We start from the raw sequence: 25206 nt of genomic DNA, 5'->3' as shown, positions 1-25206 counted from the left end.
AGGCGCAGCAGCGGCCCCTAACGGAGCCCGCCAGCCATTTTCTCGCTCTCCGGCAAGTTTCGCAACCATAGCATGGCGGCCGCCCCCAGAAGCGGTCCGGGAACCAGCAGCAGGAAGGCCCAGCGCCAGCCGCCGATGAAATCGGCGAAGCGCGGCGTCAGCCAGATGGCGAGCACGGTCAGCGCGAAACCCAACCCAAGTTGCACCGACAGCGCGGTGCCGACGAAGCGGCGGTCGGCAAGCTCGGTGACGGCGGCGGAAAACTGCGCCGAATCGCCGATCACCGAAATGCCCCAGACGATGGCGACCAGCATGAACAGCCAGATCGGACCGGTGAAGAGAAAGCCCATCAGCAGCGCGCAGCTTCCCGAGACGATCATCATGCCGGCGGTGGTGGCCGTGCGGCCGATGCGGTCCGACAGATAGCCGCCGAGCAGGCACCCAAGAATACCGGACGCGACAACAAAGAAGGTCGAGAGCGAGGCCGTGGCGGCGGTTCCGATCGCCTGCGCCTCGAAGGCGGCGCGCGTATAGGCAAGCAGCCACGACCACATGGCGTAGAGCTCCCACATGTGACCGAGATAGCCGAGATTGGCGAGCAGCAGCGGCTTCTCGCGAAACACCTGGCCGATGCGCGAGGGCTCGAACACCGCCTTGCCGAAGGGATAGGGTCCCTCCCTGGCAAACAGCAGGAACAGCAGAGCGCCGACCGCCGTCGCCACGCTGGCGGCGGCAACCACGGGACGCCAGTCGAGCGTGGTGAGCACGGCGCGGAAGAGATGCGGCAGCGCCGAGCCGATGGTCAGCGCGCCGATGACGGCGCCGAGCGCCAGCCCCCTGTCGCGGGTGAACCATGTCGCGACCAGCTTCAGCGCCGGCGGATAGATGCCGGCGAGCGCGGCGCCGGTGACAATGCGCGCGGCTATCACGGCGCCCGGCCCCGGATGAAGCAGCAGCGTCGCGTTGGCCAAAGCGGCGACAAGGGCAGCGGCCGCCATCAGCCGGCTCAGCCGTACAAGATCGGGAAGATTGACCAGGCTGGCGGCCAGCGCGCCGATGACGAAACCGACCTGAACGCCATTGGTCAGCCAGGCCTCGGCGCCCGCGCCGAGCGCCAGTTCCTGCTTCAGTTCCGGCAAAATAGCGGTCGCCGAGAACCAGGTGGTCAGCGACAAAACGACGGCCAGGCAAAGCAGCGACAGCACGCGCCAGCGTTCGGCGTCGGCCGCCATGCCGAGCCGGCTGTCGCCGACCGTGCTCATGCGGCTTGCAGCGGCACGGTGAAAACCGTCGCCGTGCCGGTGAGGCAAAGTTCGCCCTGACCGTTGCGCACGCTGGTCTCGATCTTGCAGATCGGCTTGTCGGGGCGCACTTCCTTGACCTCCACGCGACCGGTGATCTCCTCATCAACGCCGACCGCCTTGACGAACTTCCAGGCCACTTCGAGAAACACGGTTCCAGGTCCCGGCAGATCCTCGGCGACCAGCGCGTTGAGGATGCCGGACGTGACGCCGCCCTGGACGATCAGCTTGCCGAACACCGACTTCTCGGCCAGCGCGCGGTCGTAATGCAGCGGATTGCGGTCGCCGGTGATGTCGGTGAAGGCCTCGATGTCGCTGATACGCGTGCGGCGCGTGCGTTCGGCGAAAGCGCCGACCCGCGGGCGGCCTTTGATCACACCCGCCCAACCGTCTTTCGTCTCCGCGCTCATTTCGGCTTCTCCTCTGGTCCAAATTCAACTTGCTTGAAGGCCGGCAGGACGCGGCCACCGATGGCCGTCGGCGCAAGCCGCAGCATGGCCCCGACTTGTAGCGACCGTGTGCCGGGCAGGATGAAGCTCAGCATCGTCGGGCCTTCGGCCAGTTCGACAAGGCCGACGACATAGGGAGCGGCCGGCAGCCAGCCGGGATTGCCGGGTTTGTGCACCTCGGAAAAGGATTTGAGCCGACCCTTGCCGGAAGCGTCATGCCAGGCGAGGCGCTTACTCCAGCAATACGGACAGATCGGGCGCGGATAGAAAACGGCCGTGGAGCAGTCCTTGCAGCGCTGAATCGTCAGCCGGCCCTCGGCGGCGGCATCCCAGAAAGGCTTGGTGAGAGCCGTGATCGTCGGGCCGGGTGTCTTCAGCGTGTTGAGATCGATGGACATCAGGCGGCTCCCAGCACCAGCGCGGTGGCTTCGCTCATCGTCGCGCCATTGCCGGTGACCAGCGCGAGCCCGGCCTTGCCGATCTGGCGTTCGCCCGCATCGCCGCGCAGCTGCCGCACCGCGTCGACGACATGGGTCATGCCACCGGCAAGATCGGGCTGGCCGAAGCCGAGCTGGCCGCCATGGGTGTTGAGCGGCTTGGCGCCTTTGTGGGAAAGGTCGTGGTCGTTGAGCCAAGCGCCGAACTGCCCCGGCGCGCAGAGGCCGGCATCCTCGATCGTGGTGGCGACCATGATCGTGTAGCAGTCGTAGAGCGACAGAAGGTCCATCTCGCCGGCTTGCGTGCCGGACTGCGCGAAGGCGCGCGCCATGGCGCTCTTCAGCGGACCGGAAGTGAGGTGTGGGGCCTGGCTGACGGCGCGGTGTGTGACCTTCTCGCCTGCGCCAAGCAGATGAACCGGAGCTTTGGGCAGCGAGCGGGCGCGTTCGGCCGAGGTGACGACCACCGCTTCGCCACCGGCGACCGGCATGACGATTTCGAGAAGATGCAGCGGCGAGGCGATCATCGGCGAGGCCAGCACCGCCTCCACATCGGCCGGCTTGCCGCAGAAAATGGCGTCGGGATTGAGCTGCGCGTTGGCGCGTGCCGCGGCGGCGATCATGGCGAAATCCCGCGCGGTCGAGCCATACTCCGCCATATGCGCCTGCATGAGCAGCGCGTAGGAGATGTTGGCGCCCGAGGCGCCGAACGGCACGTCGAACTCGCGGATCGGATTGCGGTTGGGCGAGCGGGGTGCGGCCTCCTCGCGGTTGTTGGCGAGCACGCACAGCACCGCCTCGCACATCCCGGCCTCGATCGCGGCGGCCGCGCGCCAGACCATGCCGGCACCGGACGCGCCGCCAAGATCGACGACATCGGCCATGGTCGGCGCGAGGCCGAGATATTCGGCGATGGTTGCAGGCACATGCTGCGGCGTCTCGCCGACCTGCGGCCCGACAAGCAGCCCGTCGATCGCCGCCGGCTCGAGTCCGGCATCGCGCACCGCCAGGCGCGAGACTTCGGCGATCATCTCCAGAGTCGTCACGCCGCTGGTCAGGCGCTGTGGCTTCAGCTCGCCGATGCCGACGATAGCCCCCTTGGACCGGCTCATGCCGCCTTGCTCCGGTCGAGCGCGCGGTATTCGCCGAGGCACGCTGGATTGGCGAGCGAGGCCATGTTCTTGACCGGCTTGCCTTCGAGCGTGGTGCGGGCGGCGCCCTCCACCCGCTTGCCGTTCAGCGTGTAGGGCACGGCCTGCACGGCGTGGATGCGATGCGGCACATGGCGCGGCGAGGCTCCCTCGCGAATCGCGCGGCGGATCCGCGCGGCGAGATCCAGGGTCAGCGCAAAACCGTCATTGAGCTTGACGCAGAGCACGATCTCCTCGTCGCCCTCGACCGGTGCGCCGAACACCAGGCAATCCTCGATCTCGGCGAAATTTTCGCAGGCCGCGTAGATTTCCGCCGTGCCGATGCGCACGCCACCAGGTTTCAGCGTCGTGTCGGAGCGGCCATGGATGACGGCCGAGCCATAAACGGTCAGCTCGGCGACGTCGCCATGCGTCCAGATCTCACGGCGGGCGGCGAAATAGGTGGCGTGGTAACGCGCGTCGCCGTCCTTGCCCCAGAAGGTCAGCGGCATCGACGGGAACGGCTCGGTGCAGACGAGGTCGCCCTGCCTGCCGATGACCGGCGCGTTGCGCTCGTCCATGACGGCGACCGCGAGGCCAAGACCTTTCACGGTCAGCTCGCCACGCCGCACGGGATGGATCGGCGATCCGAGCAGAAAGCAGCCGATGATCTCCGTGCCGCCGGAGATGGAAGCGAAGATCATGTCGCGCTTCACATGCTCGTAGACCCAGTCGAACTGTCCCGGAGAAACCGGCGCGCCGGCCGAGAGCAGCGAACGCAGCGATGAGAGATCGTGCAGGCGTCCCGGCGCGTAGCCTTCAGCGGCGAGTGTGGCCAAATATTTCGGGCTGGTGCCGAAATGCGTGACGCGGGCGCGCTCGGCCATCGTCCACAGCGGACTGGGGTCCAGCCCACTAGGCGATTTCAGGATGGGCGCACCGTCATAAAGCACCACGGTCGCGCCACAGGCGAGCCCCGAGATCAGCCAGTGATACATCATCCAGGCTGTGTTGGTGTACCAGCTCATGACGTCGCCCGGACGGACGTCGCCGTGCAAGAGATGCTCCTTCAGATGCTGGAGCAGCACGCCGCCGGTGCGATGGACGATCGCCTTCGGCGCGCCTGTCGTGCCGGAGGTGTAGAGCACATAGGCCGGCTGGTCGAAGGGCACGCGTTCGAAGATGAGCGGGCTGTCGCTGCCGAAATCGTCAAGCGAAATACAAGCCGCCGCACAGTCCGGCTTGGCGCCTGGTTCGTTGGTCAGCACCAGCGTCGTCACCGTCGGCATCGCGGCGACGATCTCGGCCAGCCTGCCTGAGATGTCATGCTCCTTGCCCGCATAGCGGTAGCGCGGTGCGGCGAACAGCACCTTGACGCCGATCTGGCCGAGGAGGTCGACGATCGCGGCAGCACCGAAATCGGGAGAGCAGGACGACCAGATGGCGCCGATCGACAGCGCGGCCAGAAGCGCCACGAGGCCTTCGACCCGATTGGACAGGATTCCGCCGACGCAATCGCCCTTGCCGACGCCGGCCGCGCGCAGGCCGTGCGCAGTGCGGGCGACGAGCCGGCGCAATTCGCCGAGCGTGATGGCGCGGAAATGACCGCTCTCGTCGGCTTCGATAACAGCAGCCCTGCCCTCGTCACCGCGCAATAGGTTTTCCGCGAGATTGAGCTTTGCTTCCGGCAGAAAACGGCTCCCGGTCATCGGTGACTGGTCATCACGCAGGAAAGAGATCGCGCCGGGATCACCGATAACCTGAGCGAAATCCCACACCGCGCGCCAGAACGCGCCGGGGTCGCCGATCGACCAGCGATGCAGCGTCTCGTAGTCGCGCGGATCAAAGCCGTTGGCGAGAGAAAAGCGCGCAAGGCTGGACGATTGGAACGCGGCCGGCGCCGGCGCCCAAAGCACGGATGACATGGAATTCCTCCCGCAACGCAGGCCGGCTCGATGCCGCGACCTTGCCTGCCGATGCGTTTCAGATTATTGGTTATAACCAGAATGTCAAGCGGCGACGATGCGTTGGGGATTGGCGCTTGTGGAGGACGAGAAAATGGACGCGATCTACATCGTCGCCGCCAAGCGCACGCCCATCGGCAAGCTGAATGGCGCGTTTTCCGGCCTCTCGGCGGCGGAGCTGGGCGCGCAGTTGATCCATGCGATGCTGGCCGATGCGCAAATCGCACCCGACGCCGTCAGCGAGGTGATCTTGGGCCAGGTGCTGACTGGCGGCGCCGGGCAGAATCCGGCCAGGCAGGCCGCGCTCAAGGCCGGTCTGCCGGTCAGCGTGCCCGCCATGACCGTGAACAAGGTGTGCGGCGCCGGCCAGAAATCGATCCACCTTGCGGCGCAGGCCATTCGCTGCGGCGATGCCGATTGCGTGATCGCCGGCGGGCAGGATTCGATGACCTCGGCGCCGCATGTCATTCACGGTGTCCGCGGCGGCGTGCGCATGGGCGATCGCATCGTCCAGGATTCCATGATCACCGACAGCCTATGGGACGCCTTCCATCAGGTGCATATGGGCGTGACCGCCGAGGCGCTGGCGCAGCGCTACCAGATCACCCGCGAGGAGCAGGACCGATTCGCGCTGCACTCGCAGGAGAAAGCGGACGCAGCCATCCGTTCTCGCAGGTTCGACGACGAGATCGCGCCTGTCTCGATCAAGACCAGGCAAGGCGAGGCGGTCATCGAGCGTGACGAACACCCCAATCCCTCGACAACGATCGAAGGCCTTGGCCGGCTGAGACCGGTCTTCGATGCGGCGGGGACAATCACGGCCGGAAACTCGTCGGGCCTCAACGACGGCGCGGCGGCGGTGCTGGTGATGTCGGAAGCGCGGATGGAAGAACTCGGCCTGACGCCCCTCGCCCGCATCGCCTCCTACGCGTCGGCAGGCGTCGAGCCTATGGACATGGGCCTCGGCCCCGTCGCGGCCTCGCGCCGCGCGCTGGAGAAGGCCGGCTGGCACCACGCCGATCTCGACGTGATGGAGATCAATGAGGCCTTCGCCGCGCAGGCCATCGCGGTCAACCGCGAGATGGGCTGGAACGAGGACATCATCAACATGAGCGGCGGCGCCATCGCGCTTGGACATCCGCTCGCCGGCTCCGGCTGCCGCATCGTGGTGACGCTGCTGCACGAGATGGTCCGCCGCGACGCAAAGAAGGGCCTGGCCTCGCTCTGCATAGGCGGCGGCCAGGGCGTGGCGATCTGCCTGGAACGGTGAGCTCGAACGATTGCGCCGCGCTCACCTGGCGACGAACCTCATGAACTGCGCCGACTGCCTGCCGCAATTGAAGAGCAGGTCGACGATCGACACCTCGTGCACGAACCCGGCCCAGAGCTGCGGATAGGCTGGATAGCCCTGATAGTCGAACCATTCGAGCCTTATGCCCGCGGTGTCGAAGACGTCCTCGACGATGTAGTTCTTCGCCGACGGCCCGGAAACATAGACGGTCCCTCCCGCCTGGGCGCAAATGCTTGCCAGGCGCTCGGTCTTTTCGCCGTGAAGTTCATAGTCGCTGGATGATTTTATGGTCGTGGCGATGCCCAGATAGCCGCATATTGCCGCGAGAAAGCTGCGATTGAGCTCCGAAATGTGCGTGTAATGGCAGCCATAGAGCGGCTCCAGCCATTCAGCGATTTCGGCAAAGCAGCCTGCCCGACGGTAGTTCGCCTGCAGCTGGCGCCAATGCGATTGAGCCCAGTCGCTGCCGTCGATCTCGGTTTCGCAAATCTTCTGAAAATACCGTCCCTTGGTCACCACCGGAACGGTCAGCCATTGCGGGCCGGTCGGGGTCTTGATCTTGTTGCGATTGCGCCAGTCACGGCGCGTATACTGCATGTCGTCGTAGAGAATGAACTCGTCGACCGACGCGATGAGATCGAAATAGCCCTTCCAGGGGATATAGTTGGACTGCAGGATCGCTACACGCTTCGTCATCTGCTCGCAGCTTCGGCCTGGATCCTTCGCGCGGATCTAGAACCTTTCACCGTTTCACGGAAACGGCGAACTGCTCTATTCCCTTTTTTTGCGCAATTCCGGACGCAAAACCGCTCACACTTTTCCTGGAATTGCTCTGGTCAGTGCTCAACGGCGCCAAGCACTGCGACGACACGCTCCTGAGCTGCTGCGGTGAGGCCATGCCACAGAGGCAGCCTGATCAGGCGTTCGGCCGTTTGGGTGGTGACCCGCATGTCTCCGTGGACCCGGCAGAAACGCCGCCCCGCCGGTGATTCATGCAGCGGAACATAGTGAAAAATGGCGTTGACGCCGTTATCGCGAAAACGCGCCAGCATGCCAGGGCGGTCCGCTCCCTTGGGGAGCAGCACATAGTAAAGATGGGCGTTGTGCTCGCACGCGTCCGGAACGACAGGCCGGCGAAGCTGCCCGGCCTGTTCGAGCGGCCCGAGCATCTCGTGATAGCGGTTCCAGATCCGCAGCCGTTCGGCGGCGATCGATTCGGCATCCTCGAGCTGGGCCAGCAGGAACGCCGCCAGCAGATCGCTGGGAAGGTAGGACGAGCCGACGTCCTGCCAGGTGTATTTGTCGACCTCGCCACGGAAGAACCGGCTGCGGTCCGTTCCCTTTTCGCGGATGATCTCCGCGCGCTGGCTGAGGCCGGGATCGTTGATCAGCAGCGCCCCGCCCTCGCCGGAAATCAGGTTCTTGGTCTCGTGGAAACTCAACGTGCCCAGATCGCCGATGCTGCCGAGCGGCCTTCCCTTGTAGCGCGCCGTCGCACCCTGGGCGGCATCCTCGACGACCTTCAGGCCGTGCCGGCGCGCGATGTCGAGTATCGCGTCCATATCACAACCGACACCGGCATAATGGACCACCACGATGGCGCGCGTCCTCGGGGTGATCGCGTCCTCGACCAGGCGCTCGTCGAGATTGAGCGTATCCTCGCGGATGTCGACGAACACCGGCACGCCGCCGCGCAGCACAAACGCGTTTGCCGTCGAGGTGAACGTGTAGGACGGCATGATGATCTCATCGCCGGGCGCGATATCCAGAAGGATGGCGGACATCTCCAGCGCCGCGGTGCACGAATGGGTGAGAAGGGCCTTGGCGCAGCCCACATTTTCCTCGAGCCAGGCATGGCAGCGTTTGGTGAAAGCCCCATCGCCGGAAAGATGCTGAGCAACCCGCGCTTCGGCGATGTAGCGCATCTCGCGGCCGGTCAGGTGAAGGCGGTTGAATGCGATTGACTGCGACTCCGCAGCCGCCAAGGGCCTGTTCAAGGAATTGGACACCGTCACCCCCGCCAATCGGCGCTCTCGTATCGCTGAAGGAAAGTATCTCCGAAACCTCGCCAATCACAGTCCCATCAATCGTCGACTCAAGCAAGCCAATGTCGAAAACTATGCCCGAGAACATCGGATTTTGGCATAGAAAGCGTCGAACGAAGCAAGTCCGGTTGACGGCGTTGCTTTTACTGAGGCATCGATAGCCGGTATCGCCGGGCGCAAGCGCCGCACAGCAACGGATCCGCCGCTTTCATGAAGCTTTCGATCGTCAGCACGCTCTACAGGTCCGAGCCGTATATCGATGAGTTTTGCGATCGGGCCGCCGCCGCCGCGCGCCGGCTGGTGGGCGACGATTTCGAGATCATCCTGGTCAATGACGGCTCTCCGGACCGCAGCCTGGACCTCGCGGTCGCGCGCAGCGCGGCCGACCGGCATGTGACCGTTATCGACCTGTCGCGGAATTTCGGCCACCACAAGGCCATCATGACCGGGCTGGCTCATGCAACGGGCGATCGGGTCTTCCTCATCGACAGTGACCTCGAGGAGGAGCCGGAGTGGCTGCTCGCCTTTGCCGACCGGATGTCGGAGCGCAAGCTCGACGTGGTCTATGGGGTGCAGGAAACCCGGCGCGGCGGCGCTTTCGAGAGGTGGACCGGCGCGCTGTTCTTCTCAATCAACGATGCGCTGAGCGACTTCCATCTGCCACGCAATCTGGTGATCGCGCGGCTGATGACCCGCGCCTATGTCACAGCCCTCGTCAGCCATCAGGATCGCGAGTTCATCATCGCGCATCTGTTTCAGCTGGCCGGTTTCCGGCAGGAGCAACAGGTCGTCGTCAAGCATTCCCTGTCGCCAACGACCTATTCGATCAGCCGCCGCATCCAAATGGCGGTGCGCTATCTGATGACGACTTCGACCAGGATTCTCTATATAATTCTGTATTTTGGCCTATCTATTTCAACGTTGTCCGCGTTGCTGATTTTCTTCTATATTTTTAGATACATGTTTTCCGGCATAGGCGTAAATGGCTTTACCTCCATCATCGTCTCCATCTGGTTTTTCGGCGGCATGACGATGCTCGTTCTGGGCATTCTGGGCATCTACATCGCCAACATATTGTCCGAAACCAAACGCCGCCCTTACACGATCATCCGCGATGTTCATCGCGGCGGGCGGAGCATCGCCGGCACGGACCAGGACCGGTCATCTTCCCGGCCGGAAGGTGTCATCCACTAAAGCAGGTCGCGTGAAAGAAGATTCACGCGACCTGCTTTAAGTTTTTGATTTCAAGCATGTCTTTGTCCCGAAACCGGTCCCACTTTCGGGAGACATGCTTTAGAGCGTTTCGCCGTTTCACAGAAACGGTGAAACGCTCTATCTGTTTGTTTTGACGCAATTCCGAACGGAAAACCGCTCACACTTTTCCTGGAATTGCTCTAATCGCCAGCGCCATCCCGCGCCACGTTCCGTGTCGCTCTGCCAAGCGTCTTTTCCAGCCAGGCGGTAACGGACAGTCCCTCGGCCGCCGCCGCGTCCAGCACGCGGCCGCGCAATTCGGGCGAAACGCCTTCCAGTTTGCCGAAATAGCGGGTCCGATGCGATCCACCCCGCCGCCCCGGGAATTCCACGTCGAGATCGAGCCGCGGCTCGCCCTCGCCCTTGACGAAGCTGATCAGATAGAATGAGCCGCTGAGAATCCACCGGCAGGCGACCTGCCGCGCCGCGACCGGGAGACAGTCCAGCGGCGCGCGATGTCGAAACAGCGGATTGGAATTTTGGAGGATATTGGCGAATTGGCTGTTCGCCAGCCAAGGGGCGATACCTTCGTCGCCGACAACCACCCGGCCGTTCGGCTTCACGACGCGGGTAATTTCCTCCAAGGCCTTCCTATGGTCTGGGAACAGATTGAGGCCGCCGAAATGATAGACGGCATCGAAGAACCCGTCCGCGAAGGGCAAATGCATCACGTCGGCGCAGAACAACCGCAGGCGCGAGGTGTCCTTGCCGGCGCGGCGCAGCCGGTCCCGGCCCGTCAGCAGCATCTCGAGCGACAGGTCGCCGGCAAACACATCGATGGGCATATCCAGCAGATGGATGGTGTCGCGGCAGGTCCCGCAGCCGATCTCCAACACCCTGCTGTCCGGCCGAACCTCGAGCTCGGCAAACATCTCCCCGCGGGTTTGCTCCTCATTGGCAAGGAGCATGGCAAACAGTGCCTCGATGCCGCGATCGTATTCGCTCGCACGGTCGCGGTAGTAGGCCTGGCTTTCGCCGGAAGCCTGGGCCTGGCCGGAGTGGACAAGCAACTGCGGTATGCCCTCGATCAAGGGATAGCGCTCGCCTGGCCCGCCCAGCAAAGCAGAGCCGTCCGGCGTCTTCGTCAGCGGCTGCTTTGTCGAGGGGGAAACAAAACTCGATTCCGGTATCATTCGCACAATCGTCCATTTAGTATCGGCCACGATACACGATTCCGCGCGTGACACCTCACCTATGGTTGTGCCCATGACGTCTATCGGCGCCCCGGCAACGGACAAAAGCGGTGCGATCCTGCGCGAGGTCGCCCGCTACTATGCCGGCAAGGTGCAGGCGCATGGCGCCAATCCGAGGGGCGTGGACTGGAACACGGAAGAAGGTCAGCTCCTCCGTTTCGGGCAATTGGCAAATGTGATCGACCTGCCGGGCGACTTCACGGTCAACGACCTCGGATGCGGTTACGGCGCCCTGCTGCCCTTCCTCGCCGACCGCTTTCCGGGCATTCGCTATCATGGCTGCGATGTGGCCGAAGAGATGATCGACGCGGCGTTCAGGCTTTTTGGCGATCGGTGCGACGCGCAGTTTGCCGTCGGAGCGGCGCCTGCGCAGATGGCCGACTTCGGCTTCGCGAGCGGTATCTTCAACGTCAGGCTGACGCGCCCGGACGACCAATGGGCGGCCTATCTGGAAGCCACACTGGATGTGCTCCATGCCACCAGCCGGCGTGGCTTTGCCTTCAACTGCCTGACCTCCTATTCGGATATCGACAAGCGAAGAGCCGACCTCTTCTACGCCGACCCGAGACATCTCTTCGACATCTGCAAGAGAAGATATTCGCAGCGCGTGGCACTGCTGCACGATTACGGCCTCTATGAATTCACCATGCTGGTCAGAAAGACATGAAGCGGCCCATCGTCATATTCGGAGCAGGCGATGTCGCCGAGCTTGCCCATTATTATTTCACCCGCGATTCCGCGCACGACGTCGCGGCGTTTACCGTGGACGGCGCGTTCCTGACGCAGGAGCGCCTGGCGGGCCTGCCGGTCGTGCCGTTCGAGACGCTGGCCGAGCACTATCCCCCGGACTCGTTTGCGGCATTCGTCGCGCTCAGCTACAGCAAGCTGAACGAGCTTCGCCGCCAGAAATATCTGGCGCTCAAGGCGTTGGGCTACGATCTCGTCAGCTATCTCAGTTCGAAGGCCACCCTGCTCAATGACGGCAGGATCGGTGAGAATTGCTTCATCCTCGAGAACAATGTCGTCCAGCCTTTTGCGTCCATCGGCAACAATGTGACGCTGTGGAGCGGCAATCATATCGGGCATCATTCCCGCGTCGCCGATCATTGCTTTCTCGCCTCGCATATCGTGGTCTCGGGCGGCGTCGATATCGGCGAGGCCTGCTTCATCGGCGTCAACGCGACGCTGCGCGACCATATCCGCCTCGGCGAGCGATGCGTGATCGGGGCGGGAGCGCTCCTTCTGGCCGATGCGGCGCCCGAGGGCGTCTATCTCGGCGGCGAGACGGAGCGGTCGAAGGTGCCGAGTTCGCGGCTGAGACGGATATGACGCGGTCGCGTTTCAAGCGCACCGGATTGGTATGTCGCCCGGGCGGCTCGGCCTGGGAGCGGTCGCATTGCCAAAACCCGTTTGCCCAAAGCCTGGGTAATGAAAGATACCGCATCCATTTTGCCAGCCGCGACGAGAGCAACCGCTCGCGCGGCGGCTGGGTCGATGTCGCGGCAACGGCCGGCGGCCTCGTCCCGACCGCTCGTTCGGATGGTCCGTCCCTCGACCTCGGCCGCCCGGGAACATTCGATGATTGCGGCGCCATGCCTGGCTGCCTCGTCAATCACGATGGCCGCCTGCTGCTCTACCACACCGGCTGGTCGCTGACCCGCCCGGTGCCCTTCACCTTCGCCATCGGGCTCGCGGAATCACGCGACGGAGGCCGTCAGTTCGAGCGTGTATCGGAAGCGCCCGTGCTCGGCCGCAACCATCACGATCCCTTGCTTGCCGGAGCGCCCTGGGTGCTCGTCGACGATGGCGCTTTCCGAATGTGGTACGTGTCGGGCCTGCGGTGGGAGGTCGACCCGGAAGGCAAGGATGCGCCGATCCACTACTACACCGTCAAACACGCCACGAGCAGCGACGGCCTGACGTGGAAGACCGACGAGCACATCTGCCTGCCTTTCCTCGAGGGAGAACACGCCATCGCCCGACCGGTCGTTCAAAGGACCGAAGCCGGCTACGAAATGCTCTATTGCGCCAGGCGCCTGGGCGAGACCTACCGGGTTTATCAGGCAACATCCGCCGACGGTATCCATTGGCAGCGCGACAGGGCGCCGCTGCTCGACACCAGCGCGAGCGGGTGGGACTCCGAAATGGTCTGCTACGCCAGTCTGCTGCACACTGCCGAAGGCAGCTTTCTGCTCTACAACGGCAATGGTTACGGGAAAGACGGGGTCGGCGCCGCCCTCCTGGAATCGTGATGGAACTGGAAACATCGCGAGGCAGGCTTTTGCCTTGAAAGGAGTATGGTCCGGTGCGATGGGAAAAACTCGGCCGCCTGTTCTGCCCGGCCGGCGACGTAGAATGGATGCGCTCGCACGCCACCATGCCGATTGCCGAACATGTCTCCGGCGATCTGTTCAGGATCTATTTCGGTTCCCGCGACGCGTCGCAACGCTCCCACACCGGCTATGTCGTCATTGACCTTTCGTCGCCGGAGCGCATCCTCGATATAGCCCGCTCGCCTGTCCTGGTGCCGGGTAATCTCGGCGAATTCGACGACAGCGGCGCCCTGGCGAGCTGGCTCACAGCGGCAGGTCCGAGACGACATCTCTACTATGTCGGATGGAACCTTGGCGTGACCGTACCTTTCCGCAATGCCATCGGCCTCGCCACGGCTTCGCTCGACGGATCGTTCTCGCGTTTCGCCACGGGTCCGCTGATCGATCGCTCGATGAGCGAACCGCATTTCGCCGGCAGCTGCTGCGTGCTGAACGATGACGGCCTCTGGCACATGTGGTACACGTCCTGCGTCGGCTGGGCCGCATCGGCGAAGGGGCCGATCCATCGCTACCACATCAAATATGCAAGTTCGGACGACGGCATCCATTGGCGCCGTGACGGACGTGTCGCCATCGATTTCGCGAACGAAGAAGAATATGCGATCTCTCGCCCGGCGGTCATGCGGGACGGCGAGCTGTGGCGCATGTGGTATTCCTATCGCGGCGACAGCTACCGGATCGGCTATGCCGAGTCGGCCGACGGCCTGAACTGGGTGCGCCTCGACCATGCCGCCGGCATCTCGCGCGCTGAGTCAGGCTGGGACAGCGAGATGATCGAATATCCTTTCGTGTTCGATCATGAGGGGCGGCGCTACATGCTCTATAACGGCAATGGTTACGGAAAGACCGGCTTCGGCCTGGCCGTGCTCGTGTAGCGGGGTTTGATCCGACGCATGATCGTTTGCCCGCGCTGCAGTCTGGAACATGCGTCCGCCGACCCGGGCTGTCCGAACTGCGGCTTTGCACCGGCCAACCAGAAAGGCTTTCCCACGTGGGCGCCCGAGATGGCAAGCGAAGGCGGGGGATTCCACGAGAGCTTCTTTGCCGAACTGGCACAGCGCGAGGTCGGCAATTTCTGGTTCGAGGCCCGCAATACCATCATCACGCGCACGCTGAGGCGGTTCTTTCCGCAGTTCCGCTCCTTCCTCGAGATCGGCTGTGGCACAGGCTTTGTCCTGAGCGGCGTAGCTCGGGCCTTCCCACGTGCCCGGCTCGTCGGGACCGAAATCTTCATTGCCGGCTTACCCTTCGCCGCGGCCCGCTTGCCGTCGGCAAGCTTTGCCCAGATGGACGCAAGACGATTACCCTACGCGGCGGAATTCGACGTCGTGGGGGCTTTCGACGTCATCGAGCACATCAAGGAAGACGTCGAAGCGCTGGAGAACCTGAAGCGCGCGGTGAAGCCCAGGGGCGGCGTGATCATTTCAGTGCCGCAGCACAAATGGCTGTGGAGCGAACTCGACAAGCAGTCGTTTCACTACCGGCGTTATGAAAGACAGGAGCTGCATGAAAAGATCGAAAGCGTGGGACTGGAGGTCGTCTACAGCACCTCGTTCGTGTCGCTTCTGTTGCCGCTGATGTTCCTGTCGCGGCGACGCAACAGCGAAAGCGGCGAATTCGATGCCAGTAGGGAATTCCGCATCGGGCCGGTCGTGAATGCCTCGTTGCGGACCGTGATGGCGATCGAAGGCCTGATCCTCGGAACGGGCCTCACCCTTCCCGTCGGCGGCTCCCGGCTGGTTGTGGCGAGGCGTCCGTGACCGGCGGCGCGCTTGACGAAGCCAGCCTTCAAGGCAATCGGGTCGCCGCCAGCACCACGCCCAGCACGATCAAACCGTTGCCGGCAAGCGACTGCCAGCTGAATCGCTCGTGCAGGAACAGGACCGAACCGGCGAAGACCAGCGGATAGGCAAGTGCCGCAAACGGGAAGCCCAACGACAGCGGAATTCTCGAGATCCCAGCATACCAAAGGACGCTCGAGGCCACGAGGCCAAAGCCGCCCAGCCAAACCCGCCAGTCGCCGAGCAGGCCGAGAAGATAGGGCCAGCCCTCGGCAAGGCTGAACGGCACGGCACCGTGCTCGGTCAACCGGGACTTGATGATGATCTGGGCCATGGTGAGCAGGAATACGGCTGCGACGATGAGCGTGATGCCGATGGCGCGGTTGTCCAGTTTATCTCTCCATCCCCTCGAATCGGCCGCGCCGCAACTTCTGGACTGTAGCATGCCGGATTTCGGTTTTGGGGTGGGGTGAGGCTGCAGGCACTGGGCGGCCTCTCGCCAGCGCCTCTGTCTCCGGTCGATCGGACCGCCTTCCGCCAGGAACCGTCGATACCGATTTCGATTGGCCCGTGCCGGTTGACAAAGGTAATGCCAGACAGTCCATCTAGGCCCGTTGTCGTGCCCGGCCCGTTTTCGGCAGCATGCACGGCCAAGGGGGGGCCAACCGAACGATGTCGATCCAGGAGCCGTCGCTGGCGATCCCGACTGTGCAGAATTTTCCGGCGGAGGGATTTTCCAAGGCCAGATCCTATTGGCTTCCCGCGGCCCTATTGATCCTGGCCGTCAATTTCTGCTTTCTCGTGTTCTACGTTTTCGTGGAGTACAAAAAGTTCTTTCACGCCGACAGCGCCATGAAGATGCTGCTGGCGAGGGAGATTATCTATAGCCACACCTTCTTCCCGCCGGACTGGTACTACGGAAACAACGACATCGTCGTCGTATTTGGACAGCTCTTCGCCATTCCGGCGATGATTTTTCTTCCCGCCGGTTTCACCGTTCACGCGATCTCGGGTCTTGTCACGTCCGTTCTCGTGCTGCACAGCGTCTGGCTCGCAACCGGCCTGACACAGATCGGCAAAACACAGCGGACGTTGATAACGGCGTCCATGGCGGCGGGGATTTCCGGGCTGCTGGCCGAAAATCTCTACGGGCAGGCCTCATACGGCACGATCCTTTATATGTCGCTCTATTTGATATGCTGCCTCGTCAAGCTGATGAGGCAGCAGTCGACGAAGCATGTCGTCCTATGGAGCGTGCTGCTCTGCGCGCTGATTATGGCCGAGTTCTGGGGCAATCCGCAGCGCGCGCTCATCACCATCGGAATGCCGCTCGTCATCGCGGCGCTGTGGTCGACATGCAGGCCAGGCGACCATCGGAGCCATGTGGGAAGAGCATCCCTGCTGGGCGCGGCCGCTTCGATCTGCGCGGGGATAGGCGGCGGGACCATCCTCTACACAGTGACTTTCGCGCATGTGAACAATGCCGCGCGTGACGCGTCCTCGATCAAATGGCTGCCATACGACACGATCGTCGGCAATCTCGCGGTCCTGGGCAAGGAGGTGCTGATCATTTTCGGCGGGCTGCCGCCGGCAGATAGCGAACTTCTGTCCGTGATCGGCCTGTACGGCGCGCTGCGAATGATCGTGGCGATCCTGTTGATCTGGCTGATCCTACGGGCGGTGGCGACATCGGCCAGGCTGGACGGCGAGGTCGGGCCGCTCGCCATCTATGGATCGGTGGCGCTGCTGTCAGTGTGCTTTCTGCAAGTGGCGACGACAATACCGAACCTGGCCGAACCGATCGCCAGTTCCCGTTACCTGGTGCCGTCGCTGGTCACGATGGCCATCGTGGCGTTGGCAACGCCTCTCGACATGCGGCAGCGACCCATCGAGTTCCTCAGCGTGGCGGTCGTGCTTGCCGGACTGCTGACAAGCGCTTACCCGACCTTCGTCAAATCGGATCTCAGGTCGCATCTGGGCCTGGCACAGCAGCAACCCCGAGCCATCGATTTTTCGGGCCTGGCGCGCTATCTCGAGGACAATGGGCTGGCCTATGGCTACGCCACCTACTGGAATGCCGGTCCGCTCAGCGTGCTGTCCGATGAACATGTCCTGGTCCGGCAGATCACCCTTGATGGCCCGCTGCCGATGCCGATGCGGTTCCTGTCCTCGGACCGATGGTACCTTGCCGATGCGTGGAAGGGCGAGACGTTTCTCCTGCTGAAGCAGGAGGACGCAAACAAGGTCGACTGGAAGCAGTTGGCGGCGCTCGGGCTGCCCGTCTCGCGAAAACTTCAATTCGGCGAGCTTGGCATTTTCGTCTTCGGGGAAAACTTCGCGGCGAAGCTGCCGGGTTGGGATATCCGCTTCAAGCAGCCGGTGACCTTTCATGCCGAAGGCGCGCCTACCCTGGTGGGCTCCCTGCAGGCGCGTGGCGACGGCAAGGCGCTGGTGGCGCCGGCGAACGTGAAAGGAGCCCTGGTTTATGGCCCCTATGTGAGCATCGCCCGGGGAACATATCGCCTTACGTTTGACCTCGAAGCCGGCAGCAATCCGGCCGCGGTTGCCCGGATTGACGCGGCATCATCGCCTGCGGGAACAGTCATGGCGGAGAAAGAGCTGACGGAAAGCCACGGGCCGCAACAGTTGCAGTTCTCGATCGACCGCACATCGACCATGGAATTTCGGGTCTGGGCCCTGGGAAATGGCGAGGTGGCGTTCAAGTCGGTCACCCTCCAGCGAGCTGGGCCTTAGGATGGTTCAGCGCCTCTACTTCTTCGCCCTGGCATCGAGCCACGCCTCCACCGAGCGATACTCGTCCAAGCCGAAGCCGAGAATCTTCTTCTGATCCGCGCTCAGTCCCGGGAAGTCGAACAAGACCGAGGGAAGATGAAGCTGCTGCCGCAGCATCGGGATCGTGAAGACATGATTCACGCCGCGCCGGTCGCGGCCGGTGCGGTTGGTGGATCCGGCGTGGTAGAGCATGCAGTCCAGGATGATGAAAGATCCCCGCGGCACCGCTATCTGAACCTGACGCCGTCGCACCGTTTCGTCCGAAGGGAAATCCTCGCGATGATGGCTGGCGGGTATGACCCGGGTGGCGCCATTTTCGGCGGTGAAATCGTCAAGCGCGAACAGGGCGTTTATCGCGAGCGGCCTTGAACTGACAAAATGCTGGTACGGAATGTCGCGATGGAAGGCGGCTTGCGCGTACTTGCTCCTGTTGGCGCGATTGATCAGCCCGTTGACCTGATTGACGATGTAATAGCCGCCGAGCATGCGCGAGAGCAGTTGCGCCAGCCGTTCATTGAAGGCCAGGCTCATGAACACCGGGGCGTATTTGGGAAGGACGCGGATGATGTCCCGCTCGCCGATTGCGGAAAGATCGTAGCCGGCGGCCGCCGCCTGTTCGGCGTAGCTCGCTTCGGCGATGTCGAAGTCGTCGGACAGCGCATCCAGTTGCTCGCCCGTCAAGCCCGCGTCGAGCGTCGTATAGCCAGTGAGCCGGAGGTCCTCGATCAGGACGTCGATGTCGTCGCGCGCGACCGCGGCCTCCTTCACCCCATAGCGATCTATCTCGTTCACAGGCGCTCCTCGAGGCGGCTGGAGAAATGATACGGATGGAAGACCTTTGTGCCGCTGCCCCGAAACTTACCGGCCACTGCCGGCCAGCTGCGTGGATTGACCGCGGCCACTATAGCACTCCCGGGATGCCGGGAAATATACTCGCCGGCGCGCAGCCATGGCCGGCCGTCGAGAGTGGCCGCGAATGGCTCGTCCGTCAGGAAAGCTTCGGCTCCCTCGACCAGACGGGGCGCATAGACCCGCAGCAGATTTCGAAATTCCCCGGCGCCGAAGATCGCGTAAGACCTTTCGCCCCGCCACTTCAACGCACCTTCATCGATTTCCGACCAGCCCTTCAGAAAATCCGATCGCGCCTGCGCCAGCGGCAGGTATTGGAGGTCAGTGGGATCTCGCTGCACGGTCGGGTTGGACTTGAGGACGGTCAGCCGAAAGCCCTTCTGCTGTCCACCAAGCGCGACGCTTCCAATGACCTGCAGCCCCGCCGCGGCGGCGACCATCCGCAGCGATCGTGTGGAGAAACTCGAAACGTGGTCGAGAAACAGCAGCTCGGTATCGGCGACCTCACCGTCCGGGCAGATCACCAGCACGTAGCCCTCTTCCGAAATGACGCGCCTGGACGCGGAAAGGAAGGCTTGCGGGTCAAGCGCGTGCTCGAGCACATTTACCGAAAGGCAGAGATCATACCGTCCCGCGATTTCGTCCGGTGCTTGTTCGGCATAACCCTGGCGGACCGTCGCCCGCGCATCGTCTCGCCGTCGCGCCGCCACAACCAGTCGAGGGGCGGCTTCAAAGCCCAGCGCGTCGCTCAAGTGCCAGCGCCGCGCAAGGTTTTCGAGCAGGGCGCCTGTCCCGGCCCCGAACTCGACGACGCTGCGGGGGCGAAGAGCGTGCCCCAGCAGCGTCGTGACGGATTCATCTATGCAATCGGCATAGCCCTCGGCGCGGGCGGCGTCGGCGGCCGGCTCGACCAGGCCAAGGTCGTATCCGTCACCATACAAGGCGTCCCGTTCCTCGGACTTCAGCGGGACGGTATGAAAGCAATGCCCGCAGCTTAGACACGAAGCCTTCCGGAGGGCACGGCCGACGATCGAACCGTCGCTCGTCATGGAACGTGACTGGCTGGGCAGCGCCAGCTTCGTCGAGGCGCTGGTTCGGCAAACAGGACAAACGGATCCAGGCAACCTGTCGAGCCTCCGCCTCCGCTCATATTCGGCTGAGAACCGCCCGGCGTAAATCCCAAAGCCAATTGGCTTGCCAAGCCAGGCAAGCCGCGCCCGAGATCGGCGGCGTCGTTTCGCACCGCCCACACCCGCGAAAGAGAGCGCGCAAGAATGAAGGCTCGCTGGAATTCTTAAGCTCGATACGCTATATGACCATCTACATGGTCAGGAGCGCAGCATGGCTATCATTAATCTGGCGGACGCCAAAGCCCATCTGAGCGAGCTGGTCGACCGTGTCGAGGCTGGCGATTCGATCGACATTACCCGGCGCGGCAAGCCGGTCGCGCGGCTGACCGCGGCGGTCAAACCCCGGAAGCCGATCGATTTCGCCCTGCTGCGGTCGCTGACGGCGACCACGCCGCCGCAGACCCAAACCGCAGCCGATCTTGTCCGATCGATGCGGGACGGCGATCGCTACTGATGCCCTATCTCGACACGTCGCTGATCGTCGCCGCGCTCTCCAACGAAACGATGACACCGCGCGTTCAGACTTGGCTGGCAGCGCAGGCTCCCGAACAGCTTTTGATCAGCGACTGGACCATTGCCGAGATGTCCTCGGCCATGGCAATCAAGCTGCGGACCGGACAGATCGGCATGGAGCAGCGCGCATCGGCGCTTGCAATGTTCAACAAGCTGGTCGCCGAGAGTTTCACCTTGATCACGGTGACGGGCGCGCAGTTCCGCGTGGCGGCGAAGTTTGCCGATCAACATATGCTTGGGCTGCGCGCGGGAGACGCGCTTCACCTTGCAATCGCATCGGAGCATGGCGCCACGTTGCATACGCTCGACCAGCGCCTTGCCGAAGCCGGCCCACCGCTCGGCGTGCCCACGCAGTTGCTGGCATGAAAAGGGGCAATGTCCAGCTTGCAATTTTATGTCAATTTACAAATTTACGTGCGGAATAATTTCTCGCAACGCGTTAAAGCTTGCAGAGCATGTTGTAAACTTTGAGGTCCCGCGCCGGCGCAGTGGATAGGATCATCGGGCGGCGCGCGGACTTGCGGTTTGGAAATCCATCGCGAGGGTTTGAATGCCGATGACACACAAGACGATGCAGGATTTCGCCCGCTCCTGTGGTGTCTCCCGGCCGACATTGTCGAAATATTTCGACGATCCGACCAGCGTCAAGCCGGCGACGCGCAAGCGCATCGAGGATGCGCTGCGCTCGTCCGACTACCAGCCCAATCTCTTCGCCCGCAACCTCAACCGCAAGCGCACCCGCAGCATCGGCATCGTCGTGCCGACGGTCGCCGATCCCTTCTATTCCGAGATGGTCAGCCGCATCGAGCTTCGGCTGCGCGATGAAGGCTATTGGCCGATCGTCATCTCCTCGCACGGCTCGACCGAGCTCGAGGCCGAGGCGACACGAACCATCCTGTCGCTGAAAGTGTCCGGCGCGCTGATCGCGCCGCTCGGCCAGCGCTCGGACCGCCGTGCGCTGGAGAAGCTGACGCAGGTCATTCCGATCGTCTATTTCGACACTTATCTCGAAGGCAGCACGCCATTTGTCGGCAACAACAACAGTCAGAGCATGTCGACGATCGTCGACTATCTTTGCAGGTCCGGCGAACCGCCGATCTATTTCGACATCCCGCACATCAACCACAATTCGCCGGAGCGATTGAACGGCTATGTCACGTCGATGAAGCGGCTTGGAAACGAGCCGGTCGTCATCGGCAACACCAAGGCTTACACTTGGGATTTCGAGCGGATCGGCTACGAGCAGACGGAGAAGATGCTGAGCCAGGGTGGCCTGCCGGGCAAGACGATCCTGTGCAACAACGACCGCCTCGCCTTCGGCGTTATGGCGGCGGCTTTCTCGAGCGGGCTTAAGGTCGGTCGCAAAGCCGATTGCGACCTCCGGGTCGCTGCCCATGACGACCATCCGCTCAGCCGCTATACCTGTCCCGCGCTCACCACCATGGCGCAGGATTTCGCGGCGATGGCCGGGCGCAGTGTCGAGACGCTGCTCACCCTGCTCGACGAGGACGGCACGGCCGTCGTGCCGAAGGTCAATCTCGATGCGACGCTGGTGATGCGCCAGTCGGCCTGATCGCAATCAACCTTAGAACGCGGAATCGAATTTTCGCCACGCGGCCACCGCCGCCTCGACCGCCTGCCGCGACGCCGGGCCGTGGCGCCCCATCGAAACGAAGCCGTGGATCTGTCCGGGCCAGCGCTTGATTGCGACCGGCACGCCGTCCGCCCCCAGGCGTTGCGCGTAGGCTTCGCCCTCGCCGGCAAGGATGTCATGACCGGCGATGGCGATGAAGGCCGGCGCGGCGCCCGCAAGGCTCTCGGCCTTGAGCGGCGAGACGCGCCAGTCATCGATATCGGCGGCGCTGCGGATATAGTGGTCGCGGAACCAGGCCATGGTCGATGCGGTGAGGCCAAAACCCTCGCCGAAGCGGCGATAGCTGTCCGCCGTCTGTGCCGCATCGGTGTTCGGGTAGAACAGCAGTTGCGCGGTCAGCTTATGCCAGTCGTCGCGCGCCAGCAGGGCGAGCACGGCGGCCAGATTGCCGCCGGCGCTGTCGCCGGCGACGGCGATGCGCCGCGCATCGATGCCGAGGTCGTCAGCCGCGCCCTGAATGTAGGAGAGAGCGGCGCCGCAGTCCTCGACCGCCGCCGGGAATTTGTGTTCCGGGGCCAACCGGTAGTCGGGTGAGACGACCACGCAAGCCGCCAGGGTGGCGAACCAGCGGCAGATCTCGTCGTGCGAATCGAGATTGCCGATCACCCAGCCGCCGCCATGCAGGTAAAGCAGCGCGGAGGCGCCCAGCGCGGGCGCGCCCTGCCCGCGATAGATTCGGAGCATCAGCGGCCCACCAGGTCCGGCGATGGAGCGCTCTCGGACAGAGGCGACCGCTTCGCGCTCGCCCTGCAGACTGGGAAGACAGTCGAGATAGGCGCGCCGCGCCCGCTCCGGCGTGCCGGCCTCGAACGGCGGCTCGCCCGCCTGCCGGCCGAGATCGAGAACCTTTTGGGCCTGCGGATCGAGCGATGCGGTCACGATCCGTCCTCAGGCGAGCAGGCTCGCCGCCTCGTCCTCGCCGAGGAGTTGCGGCTGGTCGACGGTGCCCACGACGGCAACCGAGCCGCGGCTTTCTCCCGAAGCCAGGATGGCCTCCATGATCTCCAGCACATGCAAGGCGAGCTCGCCCGAAGCGCGCGGCCTCCTGCCCTCCGACAGCGACCGCGCCAGATCGGCGACGCCAAGCATGCGGTAGTTGGCTCGGTTGGGGGCGGCATAGGGCCAGTTGCGCGCGCCGTAGAGTTCGCTCTCGCTGGCAAAATCCTCCCAGTCGGCGCCGTGCGCGGACAGCGAGACGGTGCCGCCGAAAGTGTCCGGGTCGGGAAGCCGCAGAGACCCTTCCGTGCCATGCAGCTCGATCGGGTGGTTGGAATGTTTGAAGACGTCCCAGGAGGCGCCGAAGGTCACCGTGGCGCCGGAACGGAATTCGAGCAGCGAAAGCACGTTGGTCGGCGTGCCGACCCGAAAGCTGGTGTTCTTGTAGGGACCCTCGGCGGTGATCAGCCGCTCCTCCTGGCCGCGAGTCGCCATCGCCATGACGCGCGCGACCGGACCGAGCAGGTTAACGAGCATCGTCAGGTAATACGGCCCCATGTCGAACACCGGACCGCCGCCCGGCTGATAGTAGAATTGCGGATTGGGATGCCAGTGTTCCATGCCACGCCCCATCATGAAGGCGGTGCCGGTCACGGCGCGGCCGATCGCGCCCTCATCCACCAGCCGGCGCGCCCGCCTGCCGGCGGCACCAAGGAAGGTGTCGGGAGCGGAACCGATCAGCAACCCGCGCCTGGCGGCCTCGGCGACGAGCTTGCGGCCGTCGCTGGCCGAGGTCGCGAGAGGCTTTTCCGTGAAGACATGTTTGCCGGCCGAAAGCGCCGATTGGGAAATATCGAAATGCGCCGACGGAATGGTGAGGTTGAGGACGAGATCGACCTCGGGATCGGCCAGCAGCGCATCGACGCCGAGCGCGCGGATACCATATTCCTTGGCCCGAAGCGCGGCCATGTCGGCGGAAATGTCGGCGCAGGCGCGCAATTCCACACCGGAAAAAAGAGCCGCGTTGCGCAGATAGGTCATCGAGATGTTGCCGCATCCGATGACCCCTATGCCGAGCTTCGCACCTGATTTCGCGTGCATTTTCGTTCCAGCCTCCCAATTCGGCAGCGTTCCGGTCTATCCTCCCGCGGGCGCGGCGGACCGTTTTTCGAGATTCGCTATACAGCATTTTAAATATTGACGCGCGTAAAATTTTTCGAGAGCATATGAAAATGCCGACGCTGCGTTGGAGCCTGCCGGCCTTCGGGCTGTTTCTTCCAGGGCCAGACCATCGAGACTCGACGCAGGGCGGCATCAAGGACTGAAAGGATGAACGTGAAAGAGCTTAAAGTCGGTTGCCAGACCTTCACCTGGGAAATGCTCGGCGACCGGTTCACCGGCGGCCCGGATGATCTCCTCAAGGCAATCGCCGATGGCGGCTATGCCGGTATCGAGATCACCGACACGATGATCGGCCGCTACGCCGGCAAACCGGCCGAGTTCGCGGCAGCGTTGAAGTCGTCAGGCCTGACGCTGGTCTCCTTCGCGTTCGGTTCCAAGAGCGGTTTTACCCTGAAGGAACAGATCAGCACCGATCTCGAGGCCGCCAAGCGCTGGATCGACTTCGCGGCTGCTTTCCGCGGCGCGCTCGTCTCGATGGGCTCGGCGACCGTCGTCTCCGACGGTCCGCGCGACGACAAGTTCGCCATTGCCGCCGAGGTCTACAACAGGGCCGGCGAACTCGGCCGCAAGGCTGGCGTGCAGGTCGCGGTGCATCCGAGCTCGCATCACAACACGCTGCTCTACGACCGCGCCGACTATGACCGCATCTTCGGGCTGCTCGACGCCTCGCTGGTCGGCTGGGTGCCGGACACCGGCCACATCTTGCGCGGTCACAAGGACATGGCCGACACGCTCACCACTTATCGCGACCGCATCCGCTACGTGCATCTGAAGGACGTCGACGCGAGCGGCACCTGGGCGATGCTCGGCAAGGGCGTCTGCGACACGGCAAAGGTGATCGAGATCGCCGGCGTGTCCCCCAACTTCAACGGCTGGCTGGTGCTCGAGGAAGAGTCCGAAACCGCCGCCGCCGATCCGGCAGGCGCGGTCAAGACCAACCGCCAGACCATGCGCGGCTACGGAGCCTGACG

General features: G+C 63.6%; 25 protein-coding genes. 12 read left to right on the top strand and 13 right to left on the bottom strand.

Going from position 1 to position 25206, the window contains the following annotated elements; translation table 11 throughout:
• Positions 1-17: 17 nt before the first annotated feature.
• From DPM33_RS01450 to DPM33_RS01430, 5 genes are read right to left on the bottom strand one after another with little or no spacing between them, the layout of a single operon-like run.
• Positions 18-1262: an MFS transporter gene (locus tag DPM33_RS01450; protein ID WP_112095119.1), complete on the bottom strand. Its 1245-nt coding sequence runs from the start codon at positions 1260-1262 to the stop codon at positions 18-20.
• Complete coding sequence (locus tag DPM33_RS01445) at positions 1259-1711, bottom strand: MaoC family dehydratase (RefSeq protein ID WP_112095118.1); 453 nt, start codon at positions 1709-1711, stop codon at positions 1259-1261. The genes DPM33_RS01450 and DPM33_RS01445 overlap by 4 nt, the downstream gene beginning before the upstream one ends.
• On the bottom strand, positions 1708-2148 hold the full coding sequence (locus tag DPM33_RS01440; RefSeq protein ID WP_112095117.1) for a Zn-ribbon domain-containing OB-fold protein: 441 nt from the start codon (positions 2146-2148) through the stop codon (positions 1708-1710). The genes DPM33_RS01445 and DPM33_RS01440 overlap by 4 nt, the downstream gene beginning before the upstream one ends.
• On the bottom strand, positions 2148-3299 hold the full coding sequence (locus DPM33_RS01435) for a thiolase family protein (protein ID WP_112095116.1): 1152 nt from the start codon (positions 3297-3299) through the stop codon (positions 2148-2150). Before DPM33_RS01435 ends, DPM33_RS01440 begins: the two co-directional genes overlap by 1 nt.
• Complete coding sequence (locus DPM33_RS01430; protein WP_112095115.1) at positions 3296-5242, bottom strand: acetoacetate--CoA ligase; 1947 nt, start codon at positions 5240-5242, stop codon at positions 3296-3298. Before DPM33_RS01430 ends, DPM33_RS01435 begins: the two co-directional genes overlap by 4 nt.
• Before the next feature lie 133 nt (positions 5243-5375).
• Between DPM33_RS01430 and DPM33_RS01425 the strand changes: the two genes are divergently transcribed.
• Complete coding sequence (locus DPM33_RS01425; protein ID WP_112095114.1) at positions 5376-6551, top strand: acetyl-CoA C-acetyltransferase; 1176 nt, start codon at positions 5376-5378, stop codon at positions 6549-6551.
• 21 nt (positions 6552-6572) lie between these two features.
• On the opposite strand, the gene DPM33_RS01420 is transcribed toward DPM33_RS01425, so the two are convergent.
• Complete coding sequence (locus tag DPM33_RS01420; protein ID WP_112095113.1) at positions 6573-7268, bottom strand: WbqC family protein; 696 nt, start codon at positions 7266-7268, stop codon at positions 6573-6575.
• A gap of 140 nt (positions 7269-7408) precedes the next feature.
• Positions 7409-8557, bottom strand: a complete 1149-nt coding sequence (gene rffA / locus DPM33_RS01415) for a dTDP-4-amino-4,6-dideoxygalactose transaminase (RefSeq protein WP_281004755.1) — start codon at positions 8555-8557, stop codon at positions 7409-7411.
• Positions 8558-8827: 270 nt separating this feature from the next.
• Between rffA and DPM33_RS01410 the strand changes: the two genes are divergently transcribed.
• Entirely contained in the window at positions 8828-9811 is a 984-nt protein-coding gene (locus DPM33_RS01410; RefSeq protein WP_112095112.1) for a glycosyltransferase family 2 protein, read from the top strand.
• 200 nt (positions 9812-10011) lie between these two features.
• Here the strand turns inward: DPM33_RS01410 and DPM33_RS01405 are convergent, their stop codons facing one another.
• Positions 10012-11109, bottom strand: a complete 1098-nt coding sequence (locus DPM33_RS01405; protein ID WP_146770181.1) for a class I SAM-dependent methyltransferase — start codon at positions 11107-11109, stop codon at positions 10012-10014.
• On the opposite strand from DPM33_RS01405, the gene DPM33_RS01400 reads away from it, so the two are divergent.
• From DPM33_RS01400 to DPM33_RS01380, 5 genes are read left to right on the top strand one after another with little or no spacing between them, the layout of a single operon-like run.
• Positions 11078-11731 carry a class I SAM-dependent methyltransferase gene (locus tag DPM33_RS01400; RefSeq protein ID WP_208648346.1) on the top strand — a complete coding sequence of 218 codons (654 nt, stop codon included), beginning with the start codon at positions 11078-11080 and terminating at the stop codon, positions 11729-11731. The two genes, DPM33_RS01405 and DPM33_RS01400, sit on opposite strands and share 32 nt — an antisense overlap.
• A complete protein-coding gene (locus tag DPM33_RS01395; RefSeq protein WP_112095110.1) occupies positions 11728-12393 on the top strand; it encodes an acetyltransferase in 666 nt (221 codons plus the stop codon). The genes DPM33_RS01400 and DPM33_RS01395 overlap by 4 nt, the downstream gene beginning before the upstream one ends.
• Positions 12390-13316, top strand: a complete 927-nt coding sequence (locus DPM33_RS01390; protein WP_112095109.1) for a glycoside hydrolase family protein — start codon at positions 12390-12392, stop codon at positions 13314-13316. Before DPM33_RS01395 ends, DPM33_RS01390 begins: the two co-directional genes overlap by 4 nt.
• A gap of 53 nt (positions 13317-13369) precedes the next feature.
• Positions 13370-14272: a glycoside hydrolase family protein gene (locus DPM33_RS01385; protein WP_245441955.1), complete on the top strand. Its 903-nt coding sequence runs from the start codon at positions 13370-13372 to the stop codon at positions 14270-14272.
• Between the two features lie 18 nt (positions 14273-14290).
• On the top strand, positions 14291-15157 hold the full coding sequence (locus DPM33_RS01380) for a class I SAM-dependent methyltransferase (protein WP_112095108.1): 867 nt from the start codon (positions 14291-14293) through the stop codon (positions 15155-15157).
• Between the two features lie 28 nt (positions 15158-15185).
• Here DPM33_RS01380 and DPM33_RS01375 read toward each other — a convergent pair whose 3' ends face one another.
• Positions 15186-15512 (bottom strand): EamA family transporter, encoded by a 327-nt coding sequence (locus tag DPM33_RS01375; RefSeq protein WP_167448904.1) that lies wholly within the window; start codon positions 15510-15512, stop codon positions 15186-15188.
• 437 nt (positions 15513-15949) lie between these two features.
• On the opposite strand from DPM33_RS01375, the gene DPM33_RS01370 reads away from it, so the two are divergent.
• Positions 15950-17932, top strand: a complete 1983-nt coding sequence (locus DPM33_RS01370) for a hypothetical protein (RefSeq protein ID WP_146770180.1) — start codon at positions 15950-15952, stop codon at positions 17930-17932.
• A 15-nt stretch (positions 17933-17947) separates the two neighbouring features.
• On the opposite strand, the gene DPM33_RS01365 is transcribed toward DPM33_RS01370, so the two are convergent.
• Positions 17948-18739 carry a phytanoyl-CoA dioxygenase family protein gene (locus DPM33_RS01365; protein WP_245441954.1) on the bottom strand — a complete coding sequence of 264 codons (792 nt, stop codon included), beginning with the start codon at positions 18737-18739 and terminating at the stop codon, positions 17948-17950.
• Between the two features lie 20 nt (positions 18740-18759).
• A complete protein-coding gene (locus DPM33_RS01360) occupies positions 18760-19869 on the bottom strand; it encodes a class I SAM-dependent methyltransferase (RefSeq protein WP_112095104.1) in 1110 nt (369 codons plus the stop codon).
• 292 nt (positions 19870-20161) lie between these two features.
• On the opposite strand from DPM33_RS01360, the gene DPM33_RS01355 reads away from it, so the two are divergent.
• The 3 genes from DPM33_RS01355 (at position 20162) to DPM33_RS01345 (ending at position 22036) form a co-directional block, all read left to right on the top strand.
• Positions 20162-20404, top strand: a complete 243-nt coding sequence (locus DPM33_RS01355) for a type II toxin-antitoxin system Phd/YefM family antitoxin (protein ID WP_112095103.1) — start codon at positions 20162-20164, stop codon at positions 20402-20404.
• Entirely contained in the window at positions 20404-20829 is a 426-nt protein-coding gene (locus DPM33_RS01350) for a type II toxin-antitoxin system VapC family toxin (protein WP_112095102.1), read from the top strand. The genes DPM33_RS01355 and DPM33_RS01350 overlap by 1 nt, the downstream gene beginning before the upstream one ends.
• A 184-nt stretch (positions 20830-21013) precedes the next feature.
• On the top strand, positions 21014-22036 hold the full coding sequence (locus DPM33_RS01345) for a LacI family DNA-binding transcriptional regulator (RefSeq protein WP_112095101.1): 1023 nt from the start codon (positions 21014-21016) through the stop codon (positions 22034-22036).
• A 12-nt stretch (positions 22037-22048) separates the two neighbouring features.
• Here the strand turns inward: DPM33_RS01345 and DPM33_RS01340 are convergent, their stop codons facing one another.
• Together DPM33_RS01340 and DPM33_RS01335 are read right to left on the bottom strand one after the other, a co-directional pair.
• Positions 22049-22996 (bottom strand): alpha/beta hydrolase, encoded by a 948-nt coding sequence (locus DPM33_RS01340; RefSeq protein WP_112095100.1) that lies wholly within the window; start codon positions 22994-22996, stop codon positions 22049-22051.
• Between the two features lie 9 nt (positions 22997-23005).
• On the bottom strand, positions 23006-24154 hold the full coding sequence (locus DPM33_RS01335) for a Gfo/Idh/MocA family protein (RefSeq protein WP_112095099.1): 1149 nt from the start codon (positions 24152-24154) through the stop codon (positions 23006-23008).
• Positions 24155-24382: 228 nt separating this feature from the next.
• On the opposite strand from DPM33_RS01335, the gene DPM33_RS01330 reads away from it, so the two are divergent.
• Positions 24383-25204: a sugar phosphate isomerase/epimerase family protein gene (locus DPM33_RS01330; RefSeq protein WP_112095098.1), complete on the top strand. Its 822-nt coding sequence runs from the start codon at positions 24383-24385 to the stop codon at positions 25202-25204.
• The last annotated feature ends 2 nt before the right edge of the window (positions 25205-25206 follow it).

This window comes from Mesorhizobium hawassense (genome assembly GCF_003289945.1).
GTDB lineage: Bacteria > Pseudomonadota > Alphaproteobacteria > Rhizobiales > Rhizobiaceae > Mesorhizobium > Mesorhizobium hawassense.
This window is presented reverse-complemented; position numbering and strand designations above follow the sequence as displayed.

Bases quoted from the DNA above. Each gene is read 5' to 3' on its own strand.
- DPM33_RS01450 (WP_112095119.1), bottom strand. From the start codon at position 1,262: ATGAGCACGGTCGGCGACAGCCGGCTCGGCATGGCGGCCGACGCCGAA.
- DPM33_RS01445 (WP_112095118.1), bottom strand. From the start codon at position 1,711: ATGAGCGCGGAGACGAAAGACGGTTGGGCGGGTGTGATCAAAGGCCGC.
- DPM33_RS01440 (WP_112095117.1), bottom strand. From the start codon at position 2,148: ATGTCCATCGATCTCAACACGCTGAAGACACCCGGCCCGACGATCACG.
- DPM33_RS01435 (WP_112095116.1), bottom strand. From the start codon at position 3,299: ATGAGCCGGTCCAAGGGGGCTATCGTCGGCATCGGCGAGCTGAAGCCA.
- DPM33_RS01430 (WP_112095115.1), bottom strand. From the start codon at position 5,242: ATGTCATCCGTGCTTTGGGCGCCGGCGCCGGCCGCGTTCCAATCGTCC.
- DPM33_RS01425 (WP_112095114.1), top strand. From the start codon at position 5,376: ATGGACGCGATCTACATCGTCGCCGCCAAGCGCACGCCCATCGGCAAG.
- DPM33_RS01420 (WP_112095113.1), bottom strand. From the start codon at position 7,268: ATGACGAAGCGTGTAGCGATCCTGCAGTCCAACTATATCCCCTGGAAG.
- DPM33_RS01410 (WP_112095112.1), top strand. From the start codon at position 8,828: ATGAAGCTTTCGATCGTCAGCACGCTCTACAGGTCCGAGCCGTATATC.
- DPM33_RS01400 (WP_208648346.1), top strand. From the start codon at position 11,078: ATGACGTCTATCGGCGCCCCGGCAACGGACAAAAGCGGTGCGATCCTG.
- DPM33_RS01395 (WP_112095110.1), top strand. From the start codon at position 11,728: ATGAAGCGGCCCATCGTCATATTCGGAGCAGGCGATGTCGCCGAGCTT.
- DPM33_RS01390 (WP_112095109.1), top strand. From the start codon at position 12,390: ATGACGCGGTCGCGTTTCAAGCGCACCGGATTGGTATGTCGCCCGGGC.
- DPM33_RS01380 (WP_112095108.1), top strand. From the start codon at position 14,291: ATGATCGTTTGCCCGCGCTGCAGTCTGGAACATGCGTCCGCCGACCCG.
- DPM33_RS01375 (WP_167448904.1), bottom strand. From the start codon at position 15,512: ATGGCCCAGATCATCATCAAGTCCCGGTTGACCGAGCACGGTGCCGTG.
- DPM33_RS01360 (WP_112095104.1), bottom strand. From the start codon at position 19,869: ATGACGAGCGACGGTTCGATCGTCGGCCGTGCCCTCCGGAAGGCTTCG.
- DPM33_RS01355 (WP_112095103.1), top strand. From the start codon at position 20,162: ATGGCTATCATTAATCTGGCGGACGCCAAAGCCCATCTGAGCGAGCTG.
- DPM33_RS01350 (WP_112095102.1), top strand. From the start codon at position 20,404: ATGCCCTATCTCGACACGTCGCTGATCGTCGCCGCGCTCTCCAACGAA.
- DPM33_RS01345 (WP_112095101.1), top strand. From the start codon at position 21,014: ATGCCGATGACACACAAGACGATGCAGGATTTCGCCCGCTCCTGTGGT.
- DPM33_RS01335 (WP_112095099.1), bottom strand. From the start codon at position 24,154: ATGCACGCGAAATCAGGTGCGAAGCTCGGCATAGGGGTCATCGGATGC.
- DPM33_RS01330 (WP_112095098.1), top strand. From the start codon at position 24,383: ATGAACGTGAAAGAGCTTAAAGTCGGTTGCCAGACCTTCACCTGGGAA.